The organism is Mammaliicoccus sp. I-M35, from assembly GCF_022386455.1.
GTDB classification, from domain to species: Bacteria; Bacillota; Bacilli; order Staphylococcales; family Staphylococcaceae; genus Mammaliicoccus; species Mammaliicoccus sciuri_A.
In genome coordinates, this window is record NZ_JAJNIL010000007.1 from 40,220 (window position 1) to 56,640 (window position 16,421).

A 16,421-nucleotide genomic window follows, 5' to 3' on the forward strand; every position below is an offset into this window, starting at 1 on the left:
CATTACAATGTTAAAAAACTTAAAAGAATCTGAAAGACTATTGAAATTAAATTTACAACACTTTGCAAGCACAGGTGTATCAGGTATCGCAATTGGGGTTTCAAACTTCTATTCGGCACCAATTGAGCAAGATGATGATAAAGGTATTAAATATGGCCCGGGTATGCGTACACGATTCCTTCAAGAAATTGAAGTTGATAGACCACAAGAATCAGAAGACGCATACGGCGATGATATTGTAGCAGCTACTGCTGTATCTAATGGTAAATTAGAGGTAAAAACGACATTTGTTACTGTTCCATCTGACCAAAAAGCATTCTTATCAGGTGCTAAAAAAGGTAAAGGTGGTTACAAATATAGTGCTGCGGATATTCCACCTGACGTAGGTGTAGTATTTGAACGTCGTAATCATGATGGTTCAAGCGAGTGGGTAGGATTATTCAAAGGTAAATTCACACGACCAGGAATTAAAGGACAAACAAAGCAAGATAAAGTCGAGTTCCAAAATGACGAAGTTGAAGGTAGCTTCATTGATCGCATTTTTGATGAAGCATCACATGTAACTGGATATGATGCAAAAGGTAAAACTGAAGGTCGCGATTATGTATTTATGGAAACATTCGGTAAAACGTATGAAGAGTTTATGAAAACTGTTGGAGAACCACAAGTAGAAGAAGCGAAGAACGCAATTGAAGCGTCTGGAGATGTATCAGAAGGAAGTACTGAGGAAGAAGGAAATACTGAAGGGGAAGGAATTCCTGAAGCATAAAAATAGGGGACGAAAGTCCTCTATTTATTTTTATTTTGGCCAAATTAAAAATTAGAAAGTAGGAAATCAAATGAAACGTACATCAATTGAATTAATTACAGGATTTACAAAAGCAGGGAAACCACAATATAAAAAGTATTTAGCAAAACCAATCCTTACATTGTTTGAAACAATTCAAGGCTCTAAATTATCTATGAAAATGCAAAAAGTATTTAAGGAGCCAGACTTCGATGAACTAACAGAGGAACAATACGAAGGATTATCTGAAACAGAGAAACGAGAATACGATAAGTTACGAGAAGAATATACAGAACAAGTAATGTCGCAAATGGACGTTCTAGATGAAGTGTTTGAATTCATAACTGAAGCATTTGATGAACAATTTACAACAGTTGAGTTACAAAAAGGTTTACCTAGTGGTCAAGAAGGTTTTGAATATTTAGGTTCTATATTGCGAAATATAACAAGTGGCGGAGAACCAAGTGAAACAAAAAAGTTTTTGAACGAGCAGAAGAAATAAATCCTGAAGATTTGACTGTTGAGGGTGCATATAAAAATTATATGAAACTTGCAAAGACGTTAATAGATGAAGGCATGGATCCTCAAAAAGTTGCTAATATGCCTATCCATTTCTTCTTAGAAGTAGTCGAATCACGTATTGAGACAAAACAAAAAGCTACAAGTTTTAAAGACATATTCTAGTCACTCAAAATGAGTGACTTTTTTATTTGCAATTTTTTAAAGAAAGGAGGAATTTTATGCCAAGTCCTATCGGGAATATGGTCATACGAGTTGATTTAGATGGTTCTGGATTTAATAAGGGCGCGACTGGATTACAGAGGCAGTTAAGAATGGTTAGTAAAGAAATGTCAGCTAATTTATCTAAATTCAGTCGTTACGATAACAGCTTAGAAAAATCAAAAGTAAAAGTTGATGGATTATCTAAGCGACAAAGGGTACAAAAAGAGCTCGTAAAAGAATTAAAGCAAAATTACGATAAATTAAGCGCAGAAACAGGAGAAAACAGTGCAAAAACACAAGATGCAGCATCTAAATATAATGAAGCAGCAGCTAAATTAAATCAATATGATCGCGAACTAGAAGATGCTACAAAGCACATGAAGGACCTACAGGCTCACCAAAATGCATTAAATACAACTTTGGGCAAGTTAGGGCATAGTTTTTCAAAGATTGGCCCACACCTTAAAAATGTAGGAGATGGAATGAAAAATGTCGGTCGTTCCATGGGAATGTATGTTACTGCACCAATTGTAGCAGGATTTGGTGCAGCAGTTAAAGCATCGATTGATTATGAGAGTGCTTTTGCAGGCGTTAGAAAAACTGTTAACGGCAGTGAAAAAGATTATAAAAAATTATCTAATGGCATTATCAACATGTCTAAAAATCTTCCTGTTGCAGCAACAGATATCGCAGAAGTTGGAGAAATGGCTGGTCAACTAGGTATTAAGAAAAGTAACATATTAGACTTTTCTAAAACAATTATTGATTTGGGTGAGTCAACAAACTTAACAAGAGAACAAGCTGCAACAGAATTTGCTAGGTTTGCCAATATCGTTGATATGCCACAAAAGTCATTCAGTAGATTAGGTTCAAGTATTGTTGCTTTAGGTAACAATATGGCTACAACTGAATCTGAAATCATGAGCATGTCTATGAGAATAGCTGCTCAAGGTAAACTAGTCGGGATGACTGAATCAGATATAACTGGTCTTGCTGCTACAATGTCTTCTTTAGGAATTGAAGCTGAAGCAGGTGGTACTGCTATGACAACTGTGCTTAAGAAGATTGATAAAGCAGTTGGTGCAGGCGGCAAAGAATTAAAAGCATTTGCTGATGCTAGTGGAGTTTCCTCAGCTGAGTTCAAGAAACAATGGGAGAAAGATCCGGTAAAAGCATTAGATACATTTATTGGTGGATTGGCCAAATCTAAAAAAGAAGGAGCCAATCTTTCTGAGATGTTAGCTGATTTAGGTATCAAAGGTATTAGAGAATCAGATACCATTTTAAGAATGGCCAATAACCATAAATTATTAGGAAAAGCAGTAAAAATTTCCGGCAAAGGTTGGAAAGAAAATAAAGCACTATCAAACGAAGCCAATCAAAGATACAAAACAATGGCATCTCAATTAAAAATATTGAAAAACAATGTCGTTGCTTTTGGTATTTCGCTAGGCGATGCTATCGCGCCAATCGTTGTAAAGTTAGCTAAGGGATTAACAGGCGTTCTAAAAAGTATGTCTAACATGTCAAATGGTATGAAGATAACAATAGCTGTTGTTGGTTCGTTAGTTGCTGCAATTGGACCGGTGGTGTTTATATTTGGTTCGTTTATTAGTGTCGTTGGTAGTGCGATGACAACATTAGGACCTCTATTAATTGGTATTTCAAAAGCAGGAGGACTAATGGCGTTTTTATCTGGGAAAGTCGCTACAGCAGTTAGACTATTTCCTGCTTTAGGAACAGCGATAAGTTTCGCAGGCGGTCCATTATTGTGGATTGTTGGTGGATTAACTGCTTTAGGTATTGGATTTACAATTGCTTATAAAAAATCTGAGACTTTCAGAAATATTGTCAATAAAGCCGTCTCAGGTGTTATGAACACATTTAAAGCAGCTAAGATTGCACTGCAAGGATTTTTCCAGTTATTCAAAGGCAATGGCCAAGATGGTGTCATTACCCTATCTAAGATATTTCCACCTAATGTAGTAGTTGGAATTACAAACTTTGCAGATAAAATTAAGCGTACCTTTATGCAAGTAGTAAATGCGATAAAAGGATTTGCTAATCAAGTTGGTAGTCAATTATCCACTTTTTGGAGTCAAAATGGTGCCCAAATTACAGAGGCAGTCCAAAATATAGCGAATGTTATATCGACTGTTTTCAAGTTTATTTGGAGTAACATAATACGTCCAATCATGACATTGATATGGAATCTCATGAAATTCATTTGGCCAGCTATTAAATGGCTAATAAAATCAGTTTGGGAAAATATCAAAGGCGTTATTAGTGGTGCTTTAAATGTCATCATGGGTACGATTAAAATATTTTCAGGTTTATTTACTGGCGATTTCAGAAAAATGTGGGAAGGTATTAAACAAATTTTTAAAGGTGCACTTCAATTAATCTGGAACGGCGTACAACTTATGCTCGTCGGTAAGATTTTAGGTGCTGGTAAAGTTTTTGTTCAACTGTTTAAAGGTGTAATCAGTGGTGGTTGGAAATTTATAGTTAATGTTTTCAGAAATGCATTAGGAACTATATACCGTGTAGTAACAGGTAGTTTTACGAAAACTTATAACTTCACCAAAACAATATTTTCTCTTATGAGAACAGCTGTAAATAAAATATTAGAATCTATGAGAAATGGAATTAAAAGAATAGTCCAATCTATATATACAAATATTAAAAATGCCTTCACAAGATCATATAATTCTTCTAAAAATATTTTTGGAAAACTTAAAGATTTCGCCGTTAATTTGTGGAGAAAATTACGCGACTCTGTATCTAATCAAGCAAATAGAATATATATAAATGTAAAAAATAGTTTTACAAGATTGTATGACAAATCGGCTAACTTATTCAGAAGGTTACGTAAATTTTTATCTGATTTATGGGACTCAATTAGAAGAAGAACAGTGGATAAAGCAGTTGCATTATACAGAGGAGTAAAAAGCCAATTCGAAAGATTATTCTCTAATAGTAAAACTATCAATCAGAGAATCAGAAGTTTTATGAGTAGTATATGGCAAGGTATAAGAAGCAAAACTACTGGTATAGCAACTAATATTAAAAATTCTGTTTTAAAAAGTTTTACTGTAATGAGAGATAGATTAAAAGGAATTATTGGTAAAATAAAAGGCCATATTGGTGGAATGGTCAAAGGTGTAAAAAGTGGTTTAAACAAATTAATTGATGGTGTCAATGCAGTAGCGACTAAAATCGGTATGGATAAATTCAAACACATTAAACTATCAACAGGTACTGTTCGACATAACCATGCTCTATCTGATAGCAAAGGAAGATTAAAACAGACAACTAGAGCAATTGTAGGTGATAAAGGACCAGGTAATGGACCAGGTGGATATAGGCATGAAATGATTGAGTATCCGAATGGACGCCTAGCAATGACACCTAAAACAGATACAGAGGTTATTTTGCCAAAAGGCTCAAAAGTTCATAACGGAACAGCAACTTATAATTATTTGAATACGCCACAGTTTAGCAGGGGTACATTACCAAGGTTTAGTCTAGGTAGTTGGCTTGATGACAAGAAAAAAGATGTAGGTAAATATGCTGGTAAGAAAATGGCTCAAGCAAATAATGCAGGTAAGCAAATTATTAATGGTACCAAAGACACTGCTAAAGCTTTGAAAAAAGGATTTGATAAAGCTATAGGTGATGTCTGGGACTTTGCATCCAATCCAGGAAAACTAGTAGATAAGGTCATGTCTCATTTTGGTGTAGATTTCGGTAGTCTACCTGAATTACCAAGAAAAATGATGGCAGGAATGTATAAAAAACTAAAAGAAGGCGTAAAAGATTTATTTGGCGGATGGCTTGAAGATAGTGGTGGTGGAGATGGTAGTTCATTCACGAAGTACGCTATTACAACACCATATAGTCCTAATAAAGCGGTAGCTGGATATGGATTTAACGGTGGACGTCATTATGGAATTGATTATGCAACACCAGTCGGTACAACACTGACAGCGCCAACTAGCGGTACTATTTCAAAATTAAGTAACTACGGTGGTGGTACAGTTGCTAAATTATTAAGTGGTAAGTTCACACAGTTCTTTATGCACTTAAAAGATATATTCAAGACAGGTAAGGTTAAACAAGGCGAAAAATTCGCACACACAGGTAACAGTGGTCATTGGACTACAGGACCTCACTTACATTATCAAGTAGAGAAAGGTCATTCAGCAGATATTACTAACAGAAATACAGTGGATCCTGCTAAATTCTTATCTGGAAAAAGTGGAGGTAAACAAGCACCTTCACAATGGCGTTCTACTATTCAAAGAGCAGCTAAAAGAATGAAAGTAAATCCAACCGCTGCTCAAATTAACGGTATTATTGCTCAGATTGAACGTGAATCTGGTGGGGATGCAGGCATTACCCAGGGTAATATCGGTGACATTAATAACATTCTAGGAACACCTGCCAAAGGTCTACTCCAATATGTACCTAGTACATTTAAAGCTTACGCTGTAAAAGGCCATGGTAATATTTGGTCTGGATATGATCAATTATTAGCGTTCTTTAATAACTCAAATTGGAAAAACGATATACAGTATGGTCGTTCAGGTTGGGGACCAAGAGGACATAGAAGGTTTGCTACTGGTGGCAAGGTATGGAACGGACTATATCATTTAGGTGAAGAAGGTTATCCAGAATGGATAGTTCCAACAGACCCAAGCAGAAGTAATGATGCCTGGAAAATACTAGCTTTAGCTGCAAAAGATTTAGAAAAAACATCACCTAGAAACAAACGGCCGAACAATCTTCCTAATCCTTTAAATCAATCAGGAACAGGAAATTCTAGCCTCGAACAAAAATTTGATGCATTAATAGGACTAGTGGCTAAATTAGTAGAAAGTAATAATGATATAGCAAATAAAGATTATGAGCCTGTAATAGATAAATATAGTTTGGAGAATGAAGTGTTTAAGTTGATTGATAAATATGAAAGAACAAAGCAAAGACGTAGCAGATATAATCCTGCAACGTAACAGGAGGTGTATAAATGCTTGATACAATTATTGTGAACAAGAAAAAACTTGATTGGTTGGTTGTAGAGAGAGGGTTTAATATACCCTCTTTTAATTTTATAACTGAACGAGAAAAAGTTAATGGTAGGGCAGGAAGCGTAAGAAAATCTAGAAATATTGAAGAATTAGAATTTGAGTTACCACTAATCGTGAGAAACGATTATTTATCGCCCGGAGGCAAGAAAAGTCATGATGAAATATTAAAGAAACTAGTCGATTTTTTTAAATATGATGAAGCGGTTGAATTAAGATTTAAATCACAATCTTGGTTTTGGAAAGCTTATTTTGATGGACCAATAGAATTACCTAAAAATCCAAGAGAATTTATTAAATTCACAATCAAAGTAGTACTTTTAGATCCATTCAAATATTCAACTAATGAATATGAAAACACAGCTATATCAGATGAAGTGGTCATAGTTAATAAAGGAACTGCTGATACACCTGTGACTATCGAGGCAAGAGCGCTTAAAAATGCGTCGTATTACATGATAACTAAAAATGATGAGGATTATTTTAAAGTTGGAGTAGACGATGTGAATGAGGTTGCTAAAGATTATTCACCTAACATATTAAGTGACGAATTTAGAACCACAACTGGTTGGACGAAAACTACAAGTGGCAATATACCCGACACACTTTTCGGAGGTATTGTTGGTGGAACATACAAAATAGAAAAAAACGGAGAAGGGTTCGAAGTATCAACTTTTCCTTCTGGAAGTGGATGGATTGGCTCGCAATATAAAAAAGCTTTCTCTAGACAAGCACAAGATTTCAAAGTGACTGTAAAAGCAATTATTTATCAATCAAACAGAGGCGCAGGTAAAGTAGCTTATCATTTGTATGACACAGATAACAGAATACTTGCATCACTAGGTTATATAAATACATCACCTGGTAATCCAAACGGTAAATTTGTGATTACCTTATTTAATCAGAGTGGCGGTGAATCAAAAGTACTTGAAGCAAGAAATGTGCCATTTGTTAACAAAATGAAAACTTTAATTATTTATATGAGCATTGAAAGAGTTGGCCAATTAATAAAATTAAAGACTTGGTTATTTGATCATAATAAAGACCCTAACAGAATAAAACCACTTCAAATTGTAAATAAGAGCGTAACGGATTCGGGTAATTTTTATCAACGTCCTGTATCGTCAATTGGTGTTTATCAAGCTAAGAGTACAACTATAAATAACTACATGAAAATGCATGCATTAGGCGCTTATGTGTCAGAAAAGTTACCAAAAAAGACTGGTGTAAAAGAACTGTTTATCAAACAAGGTGATTTAATTCAAATAGATACTGACTCTAAAGTCGTAATGTTGAATGAAGAACCTATTCTTGATAAAAAAACATTTGGTAGCGATTATTTTAATGTTGATAGTGGCAAATCTGAATTAATCATTTTCCCACAAGGGGTATTTGATACAACTGTAAAATGGCATGACAGATTTTTATAAGAAGAGAGAGGAGGTATATAGATGATTCATGTTATGAACTTTGATGGGGAAATAATTGATTTTATTTCAAGAAGTGATAATGCTTTAGTAAAAGCCCAGCATGTAAGAGATATAATAACCAGAGTAGAAACATTTGATTTTACTATACTTTCATCTCGCACTGAAAAAATGCAAGAAAAGAACAGAATTATCATTCAAGATAAGAACGGTCACTATCGTGAGTTTATTATTGAACGTATATCATCCGATATAGACGGATATACTGAAATTGAGACAGCCGCATCATATTTAAATGATATTTCTAAAGCTAAACCATATGGACCCGGTAAATTAGAAAAGATGACTACAGCACAAGCTTTGTCAGATGTGTTAAAAGACACTGGATGGAAAGTGTCTGACGATACAGAATACGGAGGAATAAGAACAACATCGTGGACTTCATATCAAACTAGATATGAAGTTCTTTTACAATTATGTACTACTTTTAACATGGTATTAGACTTTCATATCGATATAGGTGAGACTACTGTAAAAAATAGATATGTAACGTTAAAAAAGGCGAATCCGATATTTAATGGTAAGGAAATCACTTATGGTAAAGATTTAATAGGTTTAAATAGAAATGTTGATTTTTCAGAAATTAAAACAGCATTATTATGTATTGGTCCTGAAAAGGATGATGGTTCTAGGTTAGAACTAGTTGTAAAAGATGATATGGCTCAATCTTTATATGGATTACCTGGTCGATATAATTGGGGGATATATGAACCTGAATCAGACGACCAAGATATGACTGAAAGTCGATTGCGCACACTCGGTACTACAGAATTAAATAAAAGAAAATCCGAAGTTATTAGTTATGAAGTCACATCGATTGATATTGAAAAAGAGTTCGAGCATGAAGTAATTAATCTAGGTGATTTATTACGAATTAAAAATACAGATTTCACACCTCCATTATATGTAGAGGCAGAAGTGACATCAGAAGATTATGATTTGATCAGCAGAGACGTTACTTATAGTTTCGGAGAATATGTTGAATATAAAGAAGCAGATCTTCGAAATGAATTTATAAAGAAATTAAACGATATCCGTGAGAAATTGAACAATAATATAAGTAACTCAAATATGATTATTACTAACAGAATAGAAGAAGAGATAGAAAGATTACAAAAGAGCATTCATCGAGGTTCGACGCCACCTATAAATCCAGAAGAAGGAGATTTTTGGTACGATACAACGAATCCTAAAGTTGCAGTATTGCGTGAGTTTGTGGACGGAGAATGGCGCAATGCATCGGCTCATGATGTTGAACAAATTGGTGGAATGACAAAAGAATCTATTATTTTCAATGAAATAAATGGTACATTCATTTCTCTATCTGTACAACATGCTAACTTAACTAATGAAGTATACGAGACATTAAATAGTGAATACTTAGTTGATGAAGATATTAGAATATTGTTAAGCGATGAATTGGACGGTTTAAATAACATATTTGAAAGTATCAGCTCTTCAGTTAATAGTATGACATCTGAAACAGCAACGATAGGCAAATTGATGGATACACAATCTTTGATAGTTCAGTATCGCGAAAAAATATATACTCTTAATAACGCATTGCTAAATGCAAGAAAGGCAATTGAAGAACGTTTTAAATTACTACAATCACAATACACAGAACAAAAATACAACGAGGCAATGCAAAAAGTTGCAGATGTTATTGGGGGTACTTATAACGAAGAAACAGGACAATTAATTGCAGATATACCTAATAAAGAAATGCTTGAAGAAATGCGTGTGACAATCGAAAGTGCAATGGATGAAATGTCACAAGCCAATGAAGCGAAGTTACAGGAATTACAGAATGGTATTACTCAAACAAATCAACGTATAACCAACACAAACGAAGAATTAAGTGCTGGTATTTCTTCAGTTACCAGAAAAATTGAAGGTCTTAAAACAGATGGAAATAACTTAATTAGGTCATTTTTAAGTGACAGTCCAATGTTCGATAGAACAAGAGGCGCAATTTTTGAAAGTGAAACTAAAGCTATACTAAACAATGGTAAGAGATTAGATATTATGTTTTACGATGATTTTGAGAATGAGCTATTGCCTAACACAGATTACACTTTAAAAGTTGAAGAAAGTTCAAACGATATAGAAATGGGTGTGTTTTACAACAAAGGTGGAAATATTGTTGTGGGTTACGCTAACGTCAGAGAAATACAATTTAACACGAAAGACAAGAAAAATATTCTAATTGTTATTAGATCAAAAGCATCTAATCAATTTGTAAATAAAATTTCGTTATATAGAGGTTTAGTTGATTTAAGTTGGACACCTTCAAGTGATGATGTTGAGGAACAGATGAAAGAAATAAAAACATCAATAAAAGAGCAAAGTGCTGACATAAATATACTGAAAGACGGCATCAAATTAAAAGCAGATAGTAGCGAAGTAACGAAAATATACAATGAATATCTAGCACCAATTCAACATCAAGTAAATCAAAATAAAGCAGCGTTAGATATATGGCCAGATCAGATTAACTCGAAAGTATCTCGTGAAGAATATGTTACAAATTTCATGAACGTTGTAGAGATGTTGAATACCGCAAATTCAGAACGAACTCAACTAAGCAATCAGATTAAAGATAGAGTGACATTAAAAGATTATAAAGCAACGGAAGAAAAGCTAGAAACAATGGAAACTTCTATCGAACAAAATGGTCAGGAAATCAATTTAAAAGCAAGTAGTGAAGAACTAAACAAAAGCAATAAAACAATGTCACGTTTATTAGCTGATCTAACCATTAATACAACTACAGGATTATCTTTAGTTTTTGATGAAAACGGGACTATACAAAGTCATACAGTCGGTCCAAATGGAGTTAAAATTGATACTACCAAATTTGTAATTAATGATGGTGACGTAATTGTTCAAAATGGTAGAACTACAATTAAAGATGCTTATATTGATAAATTATTTAGTAAACAAGCCACAATAAATTATTTGAAAGCAATGGATGTTGATTTAAATAGAGCAACTGTTAGTGGTTCTCGTAATGGTGAATCAACAGTTTTAAGTGGTGGAAAAATTCGGTCGACTGGTTCGTTCGCACGAACATTTCCTCAAGGTAGTGTTACTTATGAGGCATTTACAGAATCATGGAATGGTGTTTACCGGTCTGGGTTGATATCGAAGCAGTTTGGGAATCGGAAATTAACTGATATTGAACGCTGGCTTGCTTTAACAGATAAAGGTATAACAACTCAAAGAGAAATTCATAGTCTGTCGCCTGACAAAAATGGCGCACGTTTTATAGATTTCTTTTCTGATGAAAGCTATAACAGTGACGTATACGGTCAAGGTATGCACATTTATTCAGGACAACAACTAACTATTGAATCTGAATATGGTTTGTATCTAAATGCTAACAAACGTTTTTATATTAGGACTGTTGACAGCGGGTTAGAAATAAATAGAGACGGTCAAAATCTAGTATTAAAAAGAACATCACCGTACACATCAGAAATCGGTTCTGGTGGTAGTTATATGGCGATTCAATCGTCTGACGGTGTAGAACAAGGTCATGTTGGTATCTTATCGAACAACCGTAATTTAAGTTTGTCATCTAGTTATGGAGAGGTTTTACTTAAAGGAAGCAAAGTTTTTGCGTTAGATAGTAACGGGAATAATCGAGTGCCTATGTATGCCCAATATTTTAGTGGCGAGAAAGTAATTGGTAACATTGAAGCTGCAGATACAAATATATACGCGATGTGCCATAGTGAATTAAGGGTGGTTAGTAAGGCAGGTTACAATGGTGGAGACATAACATATAAAAATATTCGTTTCAATTCATGGAACGCAATGTCTCATGAAAAATATAAATATGATATTGAAGAATGGAAGTACAACGTTTTAGATATTTATAAGAATGAACTTAAACTACATTCATATAAAGTCAACTCAGAAGCAGGCACTGAATATAATCGAATTCACCACGGAATTATCTTAAGAGAAAATAGTAAATTAGATACATTCCCAGTCGAATGGCGTAATTTAGATGGTTTTGATGGTAATGAAGTTATATGGTGGAATACAAAGGCAATTCAAGAACTTGCATTTGAAAACGAAGAACTGAAGAAACAAATTACAGATATGCAAGTGAAAATTGATGCAATATTGGAGATGATAAAATGATGAAAAAACTAGAAGAATTAACTAAGGAAGAACTTATCAAAGAAGTTCAGTACTTAAATGAATTAATACAAACCATGGTAAATAAAAACGCGCGACTTACATTAGAGGTTGCGAATTATGAAACACAAGAAAGAATGGCCGAACATAATAATCAAACGTCTAACAAATAAGTTAGGCGTTTTTTTATAAAATTAAAAAAGGAGTGTTTTAAATGGAACAATTCAAAGAATTTTATTTAGTTGAAGTAAATAAGAATGGTGAAGAAAGTGCATTAATGCAGAATTATTCAAACAGCTTTGTTAGAGGTGCTAATCCTAATACAGCATATAAATTTAAGGATGAGGCACAAGTCCAACAAGTATGTAAAATGCAAAACATGTTAGCTAGCATATTTCAAAATGGGACAAAAACTTATTATGTTGAACAAGATATAACACGAAACAAAAAACAAGAAGATGGACAAGAATACGTTGAGGATAAAGAAAAAACAGAAGAAACAGAATAATTTATAAGACACTTACCTTTTGGTAGGTGTCTTGTTATTTGTGAAAGTAGGTGCTTTAATGATGGGCAGAAAAGGATTAAACTTTTTTCATTTTTACGCAATCGCGTGGAATTTCGCTTTTGGAATATGTTGTATTGTTCGAGGTAGTTATTGGATTCTTTTTGCTGAGAAAGCACAATACGAAAGTGAACTCTACACAGCTATGCATAAGGTGATGCCTTTAACGATTTGGGGCATTCCATTTGTACTTGCTGGAATATTAATTATTCTTGCAGGAATCAAACTACCATATCATCAAACAAGTATTAGTTTTTATAGATTGACTGCATGGGGATATGCAATAGCATGTCCCTTTTATTATATTTTCTCAACGGCTGGTTTTGACAGTGGCTTAAATTTAGTCACACCAATTATGAATCTTTCCTTTTCTATCTTTGGCGGTGCAACTGCACTATTAGCTTACAAAAACGTTTCTGAAATGAAGTAAGAAAAGAGTAAGTAATGAACTATCTAACAACTGAGAAATATTATGAAGACGAACTACGCCGTGAGAAAGATAAAGGTAAATTACATGCAAGAATAAACGAAGTAGAAGATAAACACGATCAGAACTTTAATGCTTTGAATTTAACAATACGAACATTTATAGAAGGACAAAAACCAATTAATGAAAATATGAAAGGTATTCGTGATGATTTAAAAGAGGTTAATAACGTATTAATAGATTACGTAAAGAAAACAGACAGTATTGAAACTGAATTAAAACGAGTCCAAGAAAGCCAACAAGCAGGTGTTGTAGATAGAAACAAGTTTCTCATAACAATAATTACAGCTGGACTTGGGGCAGGTGGATTTGTGCCAGTTTTAATACAAGTCTTATTTAAATAAGGAGGCAATAGCATGAAAATTAACTGGAAAGTTCGTATTAAACAAAAATCATTCTGGATAGCCATTATATCGGCTATCCTTTTATTTGCTCAGCAAGTGTCGGGTGCATTCGATTATGACATCACAGTGTATACAGACCAAATAACGAATATCGTGAACAGTGTGTTAGGTGTGCTGGTGCTACTAGGTGTAGTGCAAGACCCTACAACAAAAGGGATAAATGACTCAACGCAAGCACAACAGTATAACGAACCAAAGTAATGTCGGCTAAATAGTCGGCTTTTAATTCTGCCTTGGTTATGACAGTGCAGTTATAACCAAGAAAAACTAAAACTTAAGGAGAGATTTATAATGAAAGATATTTTTTCAAAACACATTCAAGGTAGTAGATTAACAGGTAAAAAAGCTAGTATAGCTGGTGTTGTCATTCACAATGATTATGGTTCAATGACACCTAATCAGTATTTACCGTGGTTATACACGAGAGAACAAAACGGAACGCATGTTAATGGATGGGCTTCAGTTTACGTAAACAAAGATGAGACGCTTTGGTATCACCCAACAGATTATGTAGAATGGCATTGTGGTAATAACTGGGCTAATAGTAATCTGATCGGATTCGAAGTTTGTCAATCACACCCAGCAGCAGGTTTAACAGATGCCCAATTCAAATTAAATGAAGAGGCAACATTTAAAGTAGCAGCAGCTGTCATGAAGTCTTATGGTTTGCCAGTCAATCGCACGACAGTTAATCTTCATAGACAGTATTTTGGCACATCTTGTCCTCATCGTTCTTGGGATATGCATGTAGGAAAAAACGCACCAGATACGTTAGCTAATCGTAATAAGTTAAAAGATTACTTTATTTCTCGTATTAAACATTATTACAACGGTGACACAACAACTAAACCACCTAAAACAACTTGGAAATGGTCTGGTAAAGCGACAGCTAAGAAAGGTGTATCTCCAATCGCAGCTAAAAAGAAACCAGGTTTAAACGAACCGGCATTAGCACCACCAAATAACATCTTAGCTGGTCAATATATTAACTTCTTCTCGGTTACTAAAAAGGATAAATATTGGTGGGCAGAGTTTGAATATCCAACTAACCCTAAAGCTGGACGATTCTATTGTGCATTGGGGCCTATTACACACAAAGATGAGAAGTTAGAAAAAGAAACCAAATTATGGTTTGACTTGAAGATTACAAGTAAAAAGTAGTATTATATGTTTACCCTATTTAGTTTAACCGCTAGGTAGTTCATACACGCAAACCCCACTTCTTATTTGTAGAGTGGGGTTATTTTTTTATTATTTAATTTGTTTTGCAAGATAATTAATCGGGTATTTGTATCTTGTATCTATTATTAATACAAGATTAATTGAAGGGAATAAGTTTTATGAAAGAAATTAACTATCAAGATTTAAGCGATGATTTATTGTATGTTTCTATATTGTTAAATGAAAAATTAAATGGAGACTTCAACAATGATGTAGAAATAGCGATATTAGAAGAATGTATTACTAAATTAAAAAGTACTACCATACAAAGTCCTGATTTTAAAACAGAAGTGTGATTAAGTATGTTAAGATAACTTTAGACATATTAAACACAACTATACGGCGAGCCTGCTCATATAATTGAGTAGGTTATTATTTTGACTAGATTATCCATAGTGATATAATTAAATTAGTTTAAACCTATTATCTCCGTTTTAGTTTTAAACTCATATTTGGTAATACCTTTTTGCACCTCGCTAATAAGTGGGGTGTTATTTATTTGATTTAATACCTAAAGTGTAGTATTACTATATATAAGCACTTATATAGTGCTGGATTTTCATATATAAATAACCATTAACTTGCCCTGTCACTTTTTTGTGATGGGGTTTTTATTATGTTACAATGATTATAGGTTTGTTTCTCTTCCAAATATAAACAAATCTAATTAAGTTATCCTATGCCCTATCACAATAGTGGTAGGGTTTTATTTTTCAAAATACATTTTAGTTTTATAACAAAAAATTGTTCGATACATGTTCCGCCTTTTGTCCGATTTAATTTTAGTGTAATATGTATTTAATTAGACTAAAAAGGGGTAAAGAATATGGAAGAAAAAAATATTGAAATGAGTTTTACTAAAGAAGACGATTATATTCATGGTGAAAACTTTTCTATGTTTTATGCTAATTCGTTAGATGTACAAACTAGTATTACTGATTTTATTGTAAATTTTAAGCAAAGCACACCAAATGGCTTTCTTGATAATCAAAAAATAATTATGAATCCAAGTCTCGCTAAACAACTTAAAAATGCTCTTGAGCTAGGATTAAGAAGACATGAAGAAATACATGGAGAGGTAAAAGATATAGACACCCTTCAAGTTGAAATGAGTAATTTCTATTAAGAAGAATGATAATATTTATGTTATAAATAATCATCCTAAGTATAAGAAATATGGGGATAATTCTACAAGAACGTATACTTTAAATAAACAGACTGGTACTTTAGGCTTTCAAGAAGTGGAGGTAGATAGTATGAGTACAGATTATATAACTAGACCAGAATTCGAAGAACATAAAAAGCATATGGATACTAGATTTGATGGTATCGATCAAAAAATAAATTCTACAAAAGAAGTAATATCTAGAGATATAAAAAATGCAGTATCTGATTTAAAAATTGAAATAAATGATAAAAAAGTTACATCAAAGCGTTTTTGGATAGGTATTAGTGTACCAGCAATAATTAGTATTGTTGGTGTGGTATTACAATTTTTTACTTAAGTA

15 protein-coding genes are annotated in these 16,421 nt (G+C 33.4%); all 15 read left to right on the plus strand.

The annotated features are described in order from the left end of the window. Positions 1 to 7 precede the first annotated feature (7 nt). The 15 genes from LQ679_RS09145 to LQ679_RS09215 all read left to right on the plus strand — a co-directional run bounded on the left by LQ679_RS09145 (position 8) and on the right by LQ679_RS09215 (position 16,418). Positions 8 to 769, plus strand: coding sequence for a major tail protein (locus LQ679_RS09145; protein ID WP_481817032.1), 762 nt, complete (start codon positions 8 to 10; stop codon positions 767 to 769). A gap of 70 nt (positions 770 to 839) precedes the next feature. Further along, positions 840 to 1,289, plus strand: a complete 450-nt coding sequence (gpG, locus tag LQ679_RS09150) for a phage tail assembly chaperone G (protein WP_239705776.1) — start codon at positions 840 to 842, stop codon at positions 1,287 to 1,289. Between the two features lie 11 nt (positions 1,290 to 1,300). After that, a complete protein-coding gene (locus tag LQ679_RS09155; protein ID WP_239748916.1) occupies positions 1,301 to 1,471 on the plus strand; it encodes a hypothetical protein in 171 nt (56 codons plus the stop codon). A 56-nt stretch (positions 1,472 to 1,527) separates the two neighbouring features. Beyond that, complete coding sequence (locus tag LQ679_RS09160) at positions 1,528 to 6,525, plus strand: phage tail tape measure protein (protein ID WP_239748915.1); 4,998 nt, start codon at positions 1,528 to 1,530, stop codon at positions 6,523 to 6,525. A gap of 14 nt (positions 6,526 to 6,539) precedes the next feature. Further along, positions 6,540 to 8,027 (plus strand): phage distal tail protein, encoded by a 1,488-nt coding sequence (locus LQ679_RS09165; protein ID WP_239733701.1) that lies wholly within the window; start codon positions 6,540 to 6,542, stop codon positions 8,025 to 8,027. A 21-nt stretch (positions 8,028 to 8,048) separates the two neighbouring features. After that, the gene (locus LQ679_RS09170) at positions 8,049 to 12,239 is read left to right on the plus strand and encodes a phage tail spike protein (RefSeq protein WP_239762534.1); all 4,191 of its coding nucleotides are present in this window, start codon (positions 8,049 to 8,051) and stop codon (positions 12,237 to 12,239) included. Then, positions 12,236 to 12,409, plus strand: a complete 174-nt coding sequence (locus LQ679_RS09175) for a hypothetical protein (protein ID WP_239705781.1) — start codon at positions 12,236 to 12,238, stop codon at positions 12,407 to 12,409. The genes LQ679_RS09170 and LQ679_RS09175 overlap by 4 nt, the downstream gene beginning before the upstream one ends. Before the next feature lie 41 nt (positions 12,410 to 12,450). Continuing rightward, positions 12,451 to 12,744 carry a hypothetical protein gene (locus tag LQ679_RS09180; protein WP_191836046.1) on the plus strand — a complete coding sequence of 98 codons (294 nt, stop codon included), beginning with the start codon at positions 12,451 to 12,453 and terminating at the stop codon, positions 12,742 to 12,744. Between the two features lie 40 nt (positions 12,745 to 12,784). Further along, positions 12,785 to 13,231 (plus strand): hypothetical protein, encoded by a 447-nt coding sequence (locus LQ679_RS09185; RefSeq protein WP_239705782.1) that lies wholly within the window; start codon positions 12,785 to 12,787, stop codon positions 13,229 to 13,231. Between the two features lie 14 nt (positions 13,232 to 13,245). Further along, positions 13,246 to 13,632 (plus strand): hypothetical protein, encoded by a 387-nt coding sequence (locus tag LQ679_RS09190; RefSeq protein WP_239705783.1) that lies wholly within the window; start codon positions 13,246 to 13,248, stop codon positions 13,630 to 13,632. Positions 13,633 to 13,644: 12 nt separating this feature from the next. Then, on the plus strand, positions 13,645 to 13,893 hold the full coding sequence (locus LQ679_RS09195; protein WP_239705784.1) for a phage holin: 249 nt from the start codon (positions 13,645 to 13,647) through the stop codon (positions 13,891 to 13,893). Positions 13,894 to 13,983: 90 nt separating this feature from the next. Then, positions 13,984 to 14,853, plus strand: a complete 870-nt coding sequence (locus tag LQ679_RS09200) for a peptidoglycan recognition protein family protein (RefSeq protein WP_239762536.1) — start codon at positions 13,984 to 13,986, stop codon at positions 14,851 to 14,853. Between the two features lie 179 nt (positions 14,854 to 15,032). Then, a complete protein-coding gene (locus tag LQ679_RS09205) occupies positions 15,033 to 15,209 on the plus strand; it encodes a hypothetical protein (protein WP_155403652.1) in 177 nt (58 codons plus the stop codon). A 530-nt stretch (positions 15,210 to 15,739) separates the two neighbouring features. Then, entirely contained in the window at positions 15,740 to 16,039 is a 300-nt protein-coding gene (locus tag LQ679_RS09210; protein ID WP_239705786.1) for a DUF3467 domain-containing protein, read from the plus strand. Positions 16,040 to 16,169: 130 nt separating this feature from the next. Continuing rightward, positions 16,170 to 16,418, plus strand: a complete 249-nt coding sequence (locus LQ679_RS09215; RefSeq protein ID WP_239705787.1) for a hypothetical protein — start codon at positions 16,170 to 16,172, stop codon at positions 16,416 to 16,418. Positions 16,419 to 16,421 lie beyond the last annotated feature (3 nt).

Bases quoted from the DNA above. Each gene is read 5' to 3' on its own strand.
- LQ679_RS09165 (WP_239733701.1), top strand. From the start codon at position 6,540: ATGCTTGATACAATTATTGTGAACAAGAAAAAACTTGATTGGTTGGTT.
- LQ679_RS09210 (WP_239705786.1), top strand. From the start codon at position 15,740: ATGGAAGAAAAAAATATTGAAATGAGTTTTACTAAAGAAGACGATTAT.
- LQ679_RS09175 (WP_239705781.1), top strand. From the start codon at position 12,236: ATGATGAAAAAACTAGAAGAATTAACTAAGGAAGAACTTATCAAAGAA.
- LQ679_RS09215 (WP_239705787.1), top strand. From the start codon at position 16,170: ATGAGTACAGATTATATAACTAGACCAGAATTCGAAGAACATAAAAAG.
- LQ679_RS09170 (WP_239762534.1), top strand. From the start codon at position 8,049: ATGATTCATGTTATGAACTTTGATGGGGAAATAATTGATTTTATTTCA.
- LQ679_RS09200 (WP_239762536.1), top strand. From the start codon at position 13,984: ATGAAAGATATTTTTTCAAAACACATTCAAGGTAGTAGATTAACAGGT.
- LQ679_RS09160 (WP_239748915.1), top strand. From the start codon at position 1,528: ATGCCAAGTCCTATCGGGAATATGGTCATACGAGTTGATTTAGATGGT.
- LQ679_RS09145 (WP_481817032.1), top strand. From the start codon at position 8: ATGTTAAAAAACTTAAAAGAATCTGAAAGACTATTGAAATTAAATTTA.
- LQ679_RS09180 (WP_191836046.1), top strand. From the start codon at position 12,451: ATGGAACAATTCAAAGAATTTTATTTAGTTGAAGTAAATAAGAATGGT.
- gpG (WP_239705776.1), top strand. From the start codon at position 840: ATGAAACGTACATCAATTGAATTAATTACAGGATTTACAAAAGCAGGG.
- LQ679_RS09205 (WP_155403652.1), top strand. From the start codon at position 15,033: ATGAAAGAAATTAACTATCAAGATTTAAGCGATGATTTATTGTATGTT.
- LQ679_RS09190 (WP_239705783.1), top strand. From the start codon at position 13,246: ATGAACTATCTAACAACTGAGAAATATTATGAAGACGAACTACGCCGT.
- LQ679_RS09195 (WP_239705784.1), top strand. From the start codon at position 13,645: ATGAAAATTAACTGGAAAGTTCGTATTAAACAAAAATCATTCTGGATA.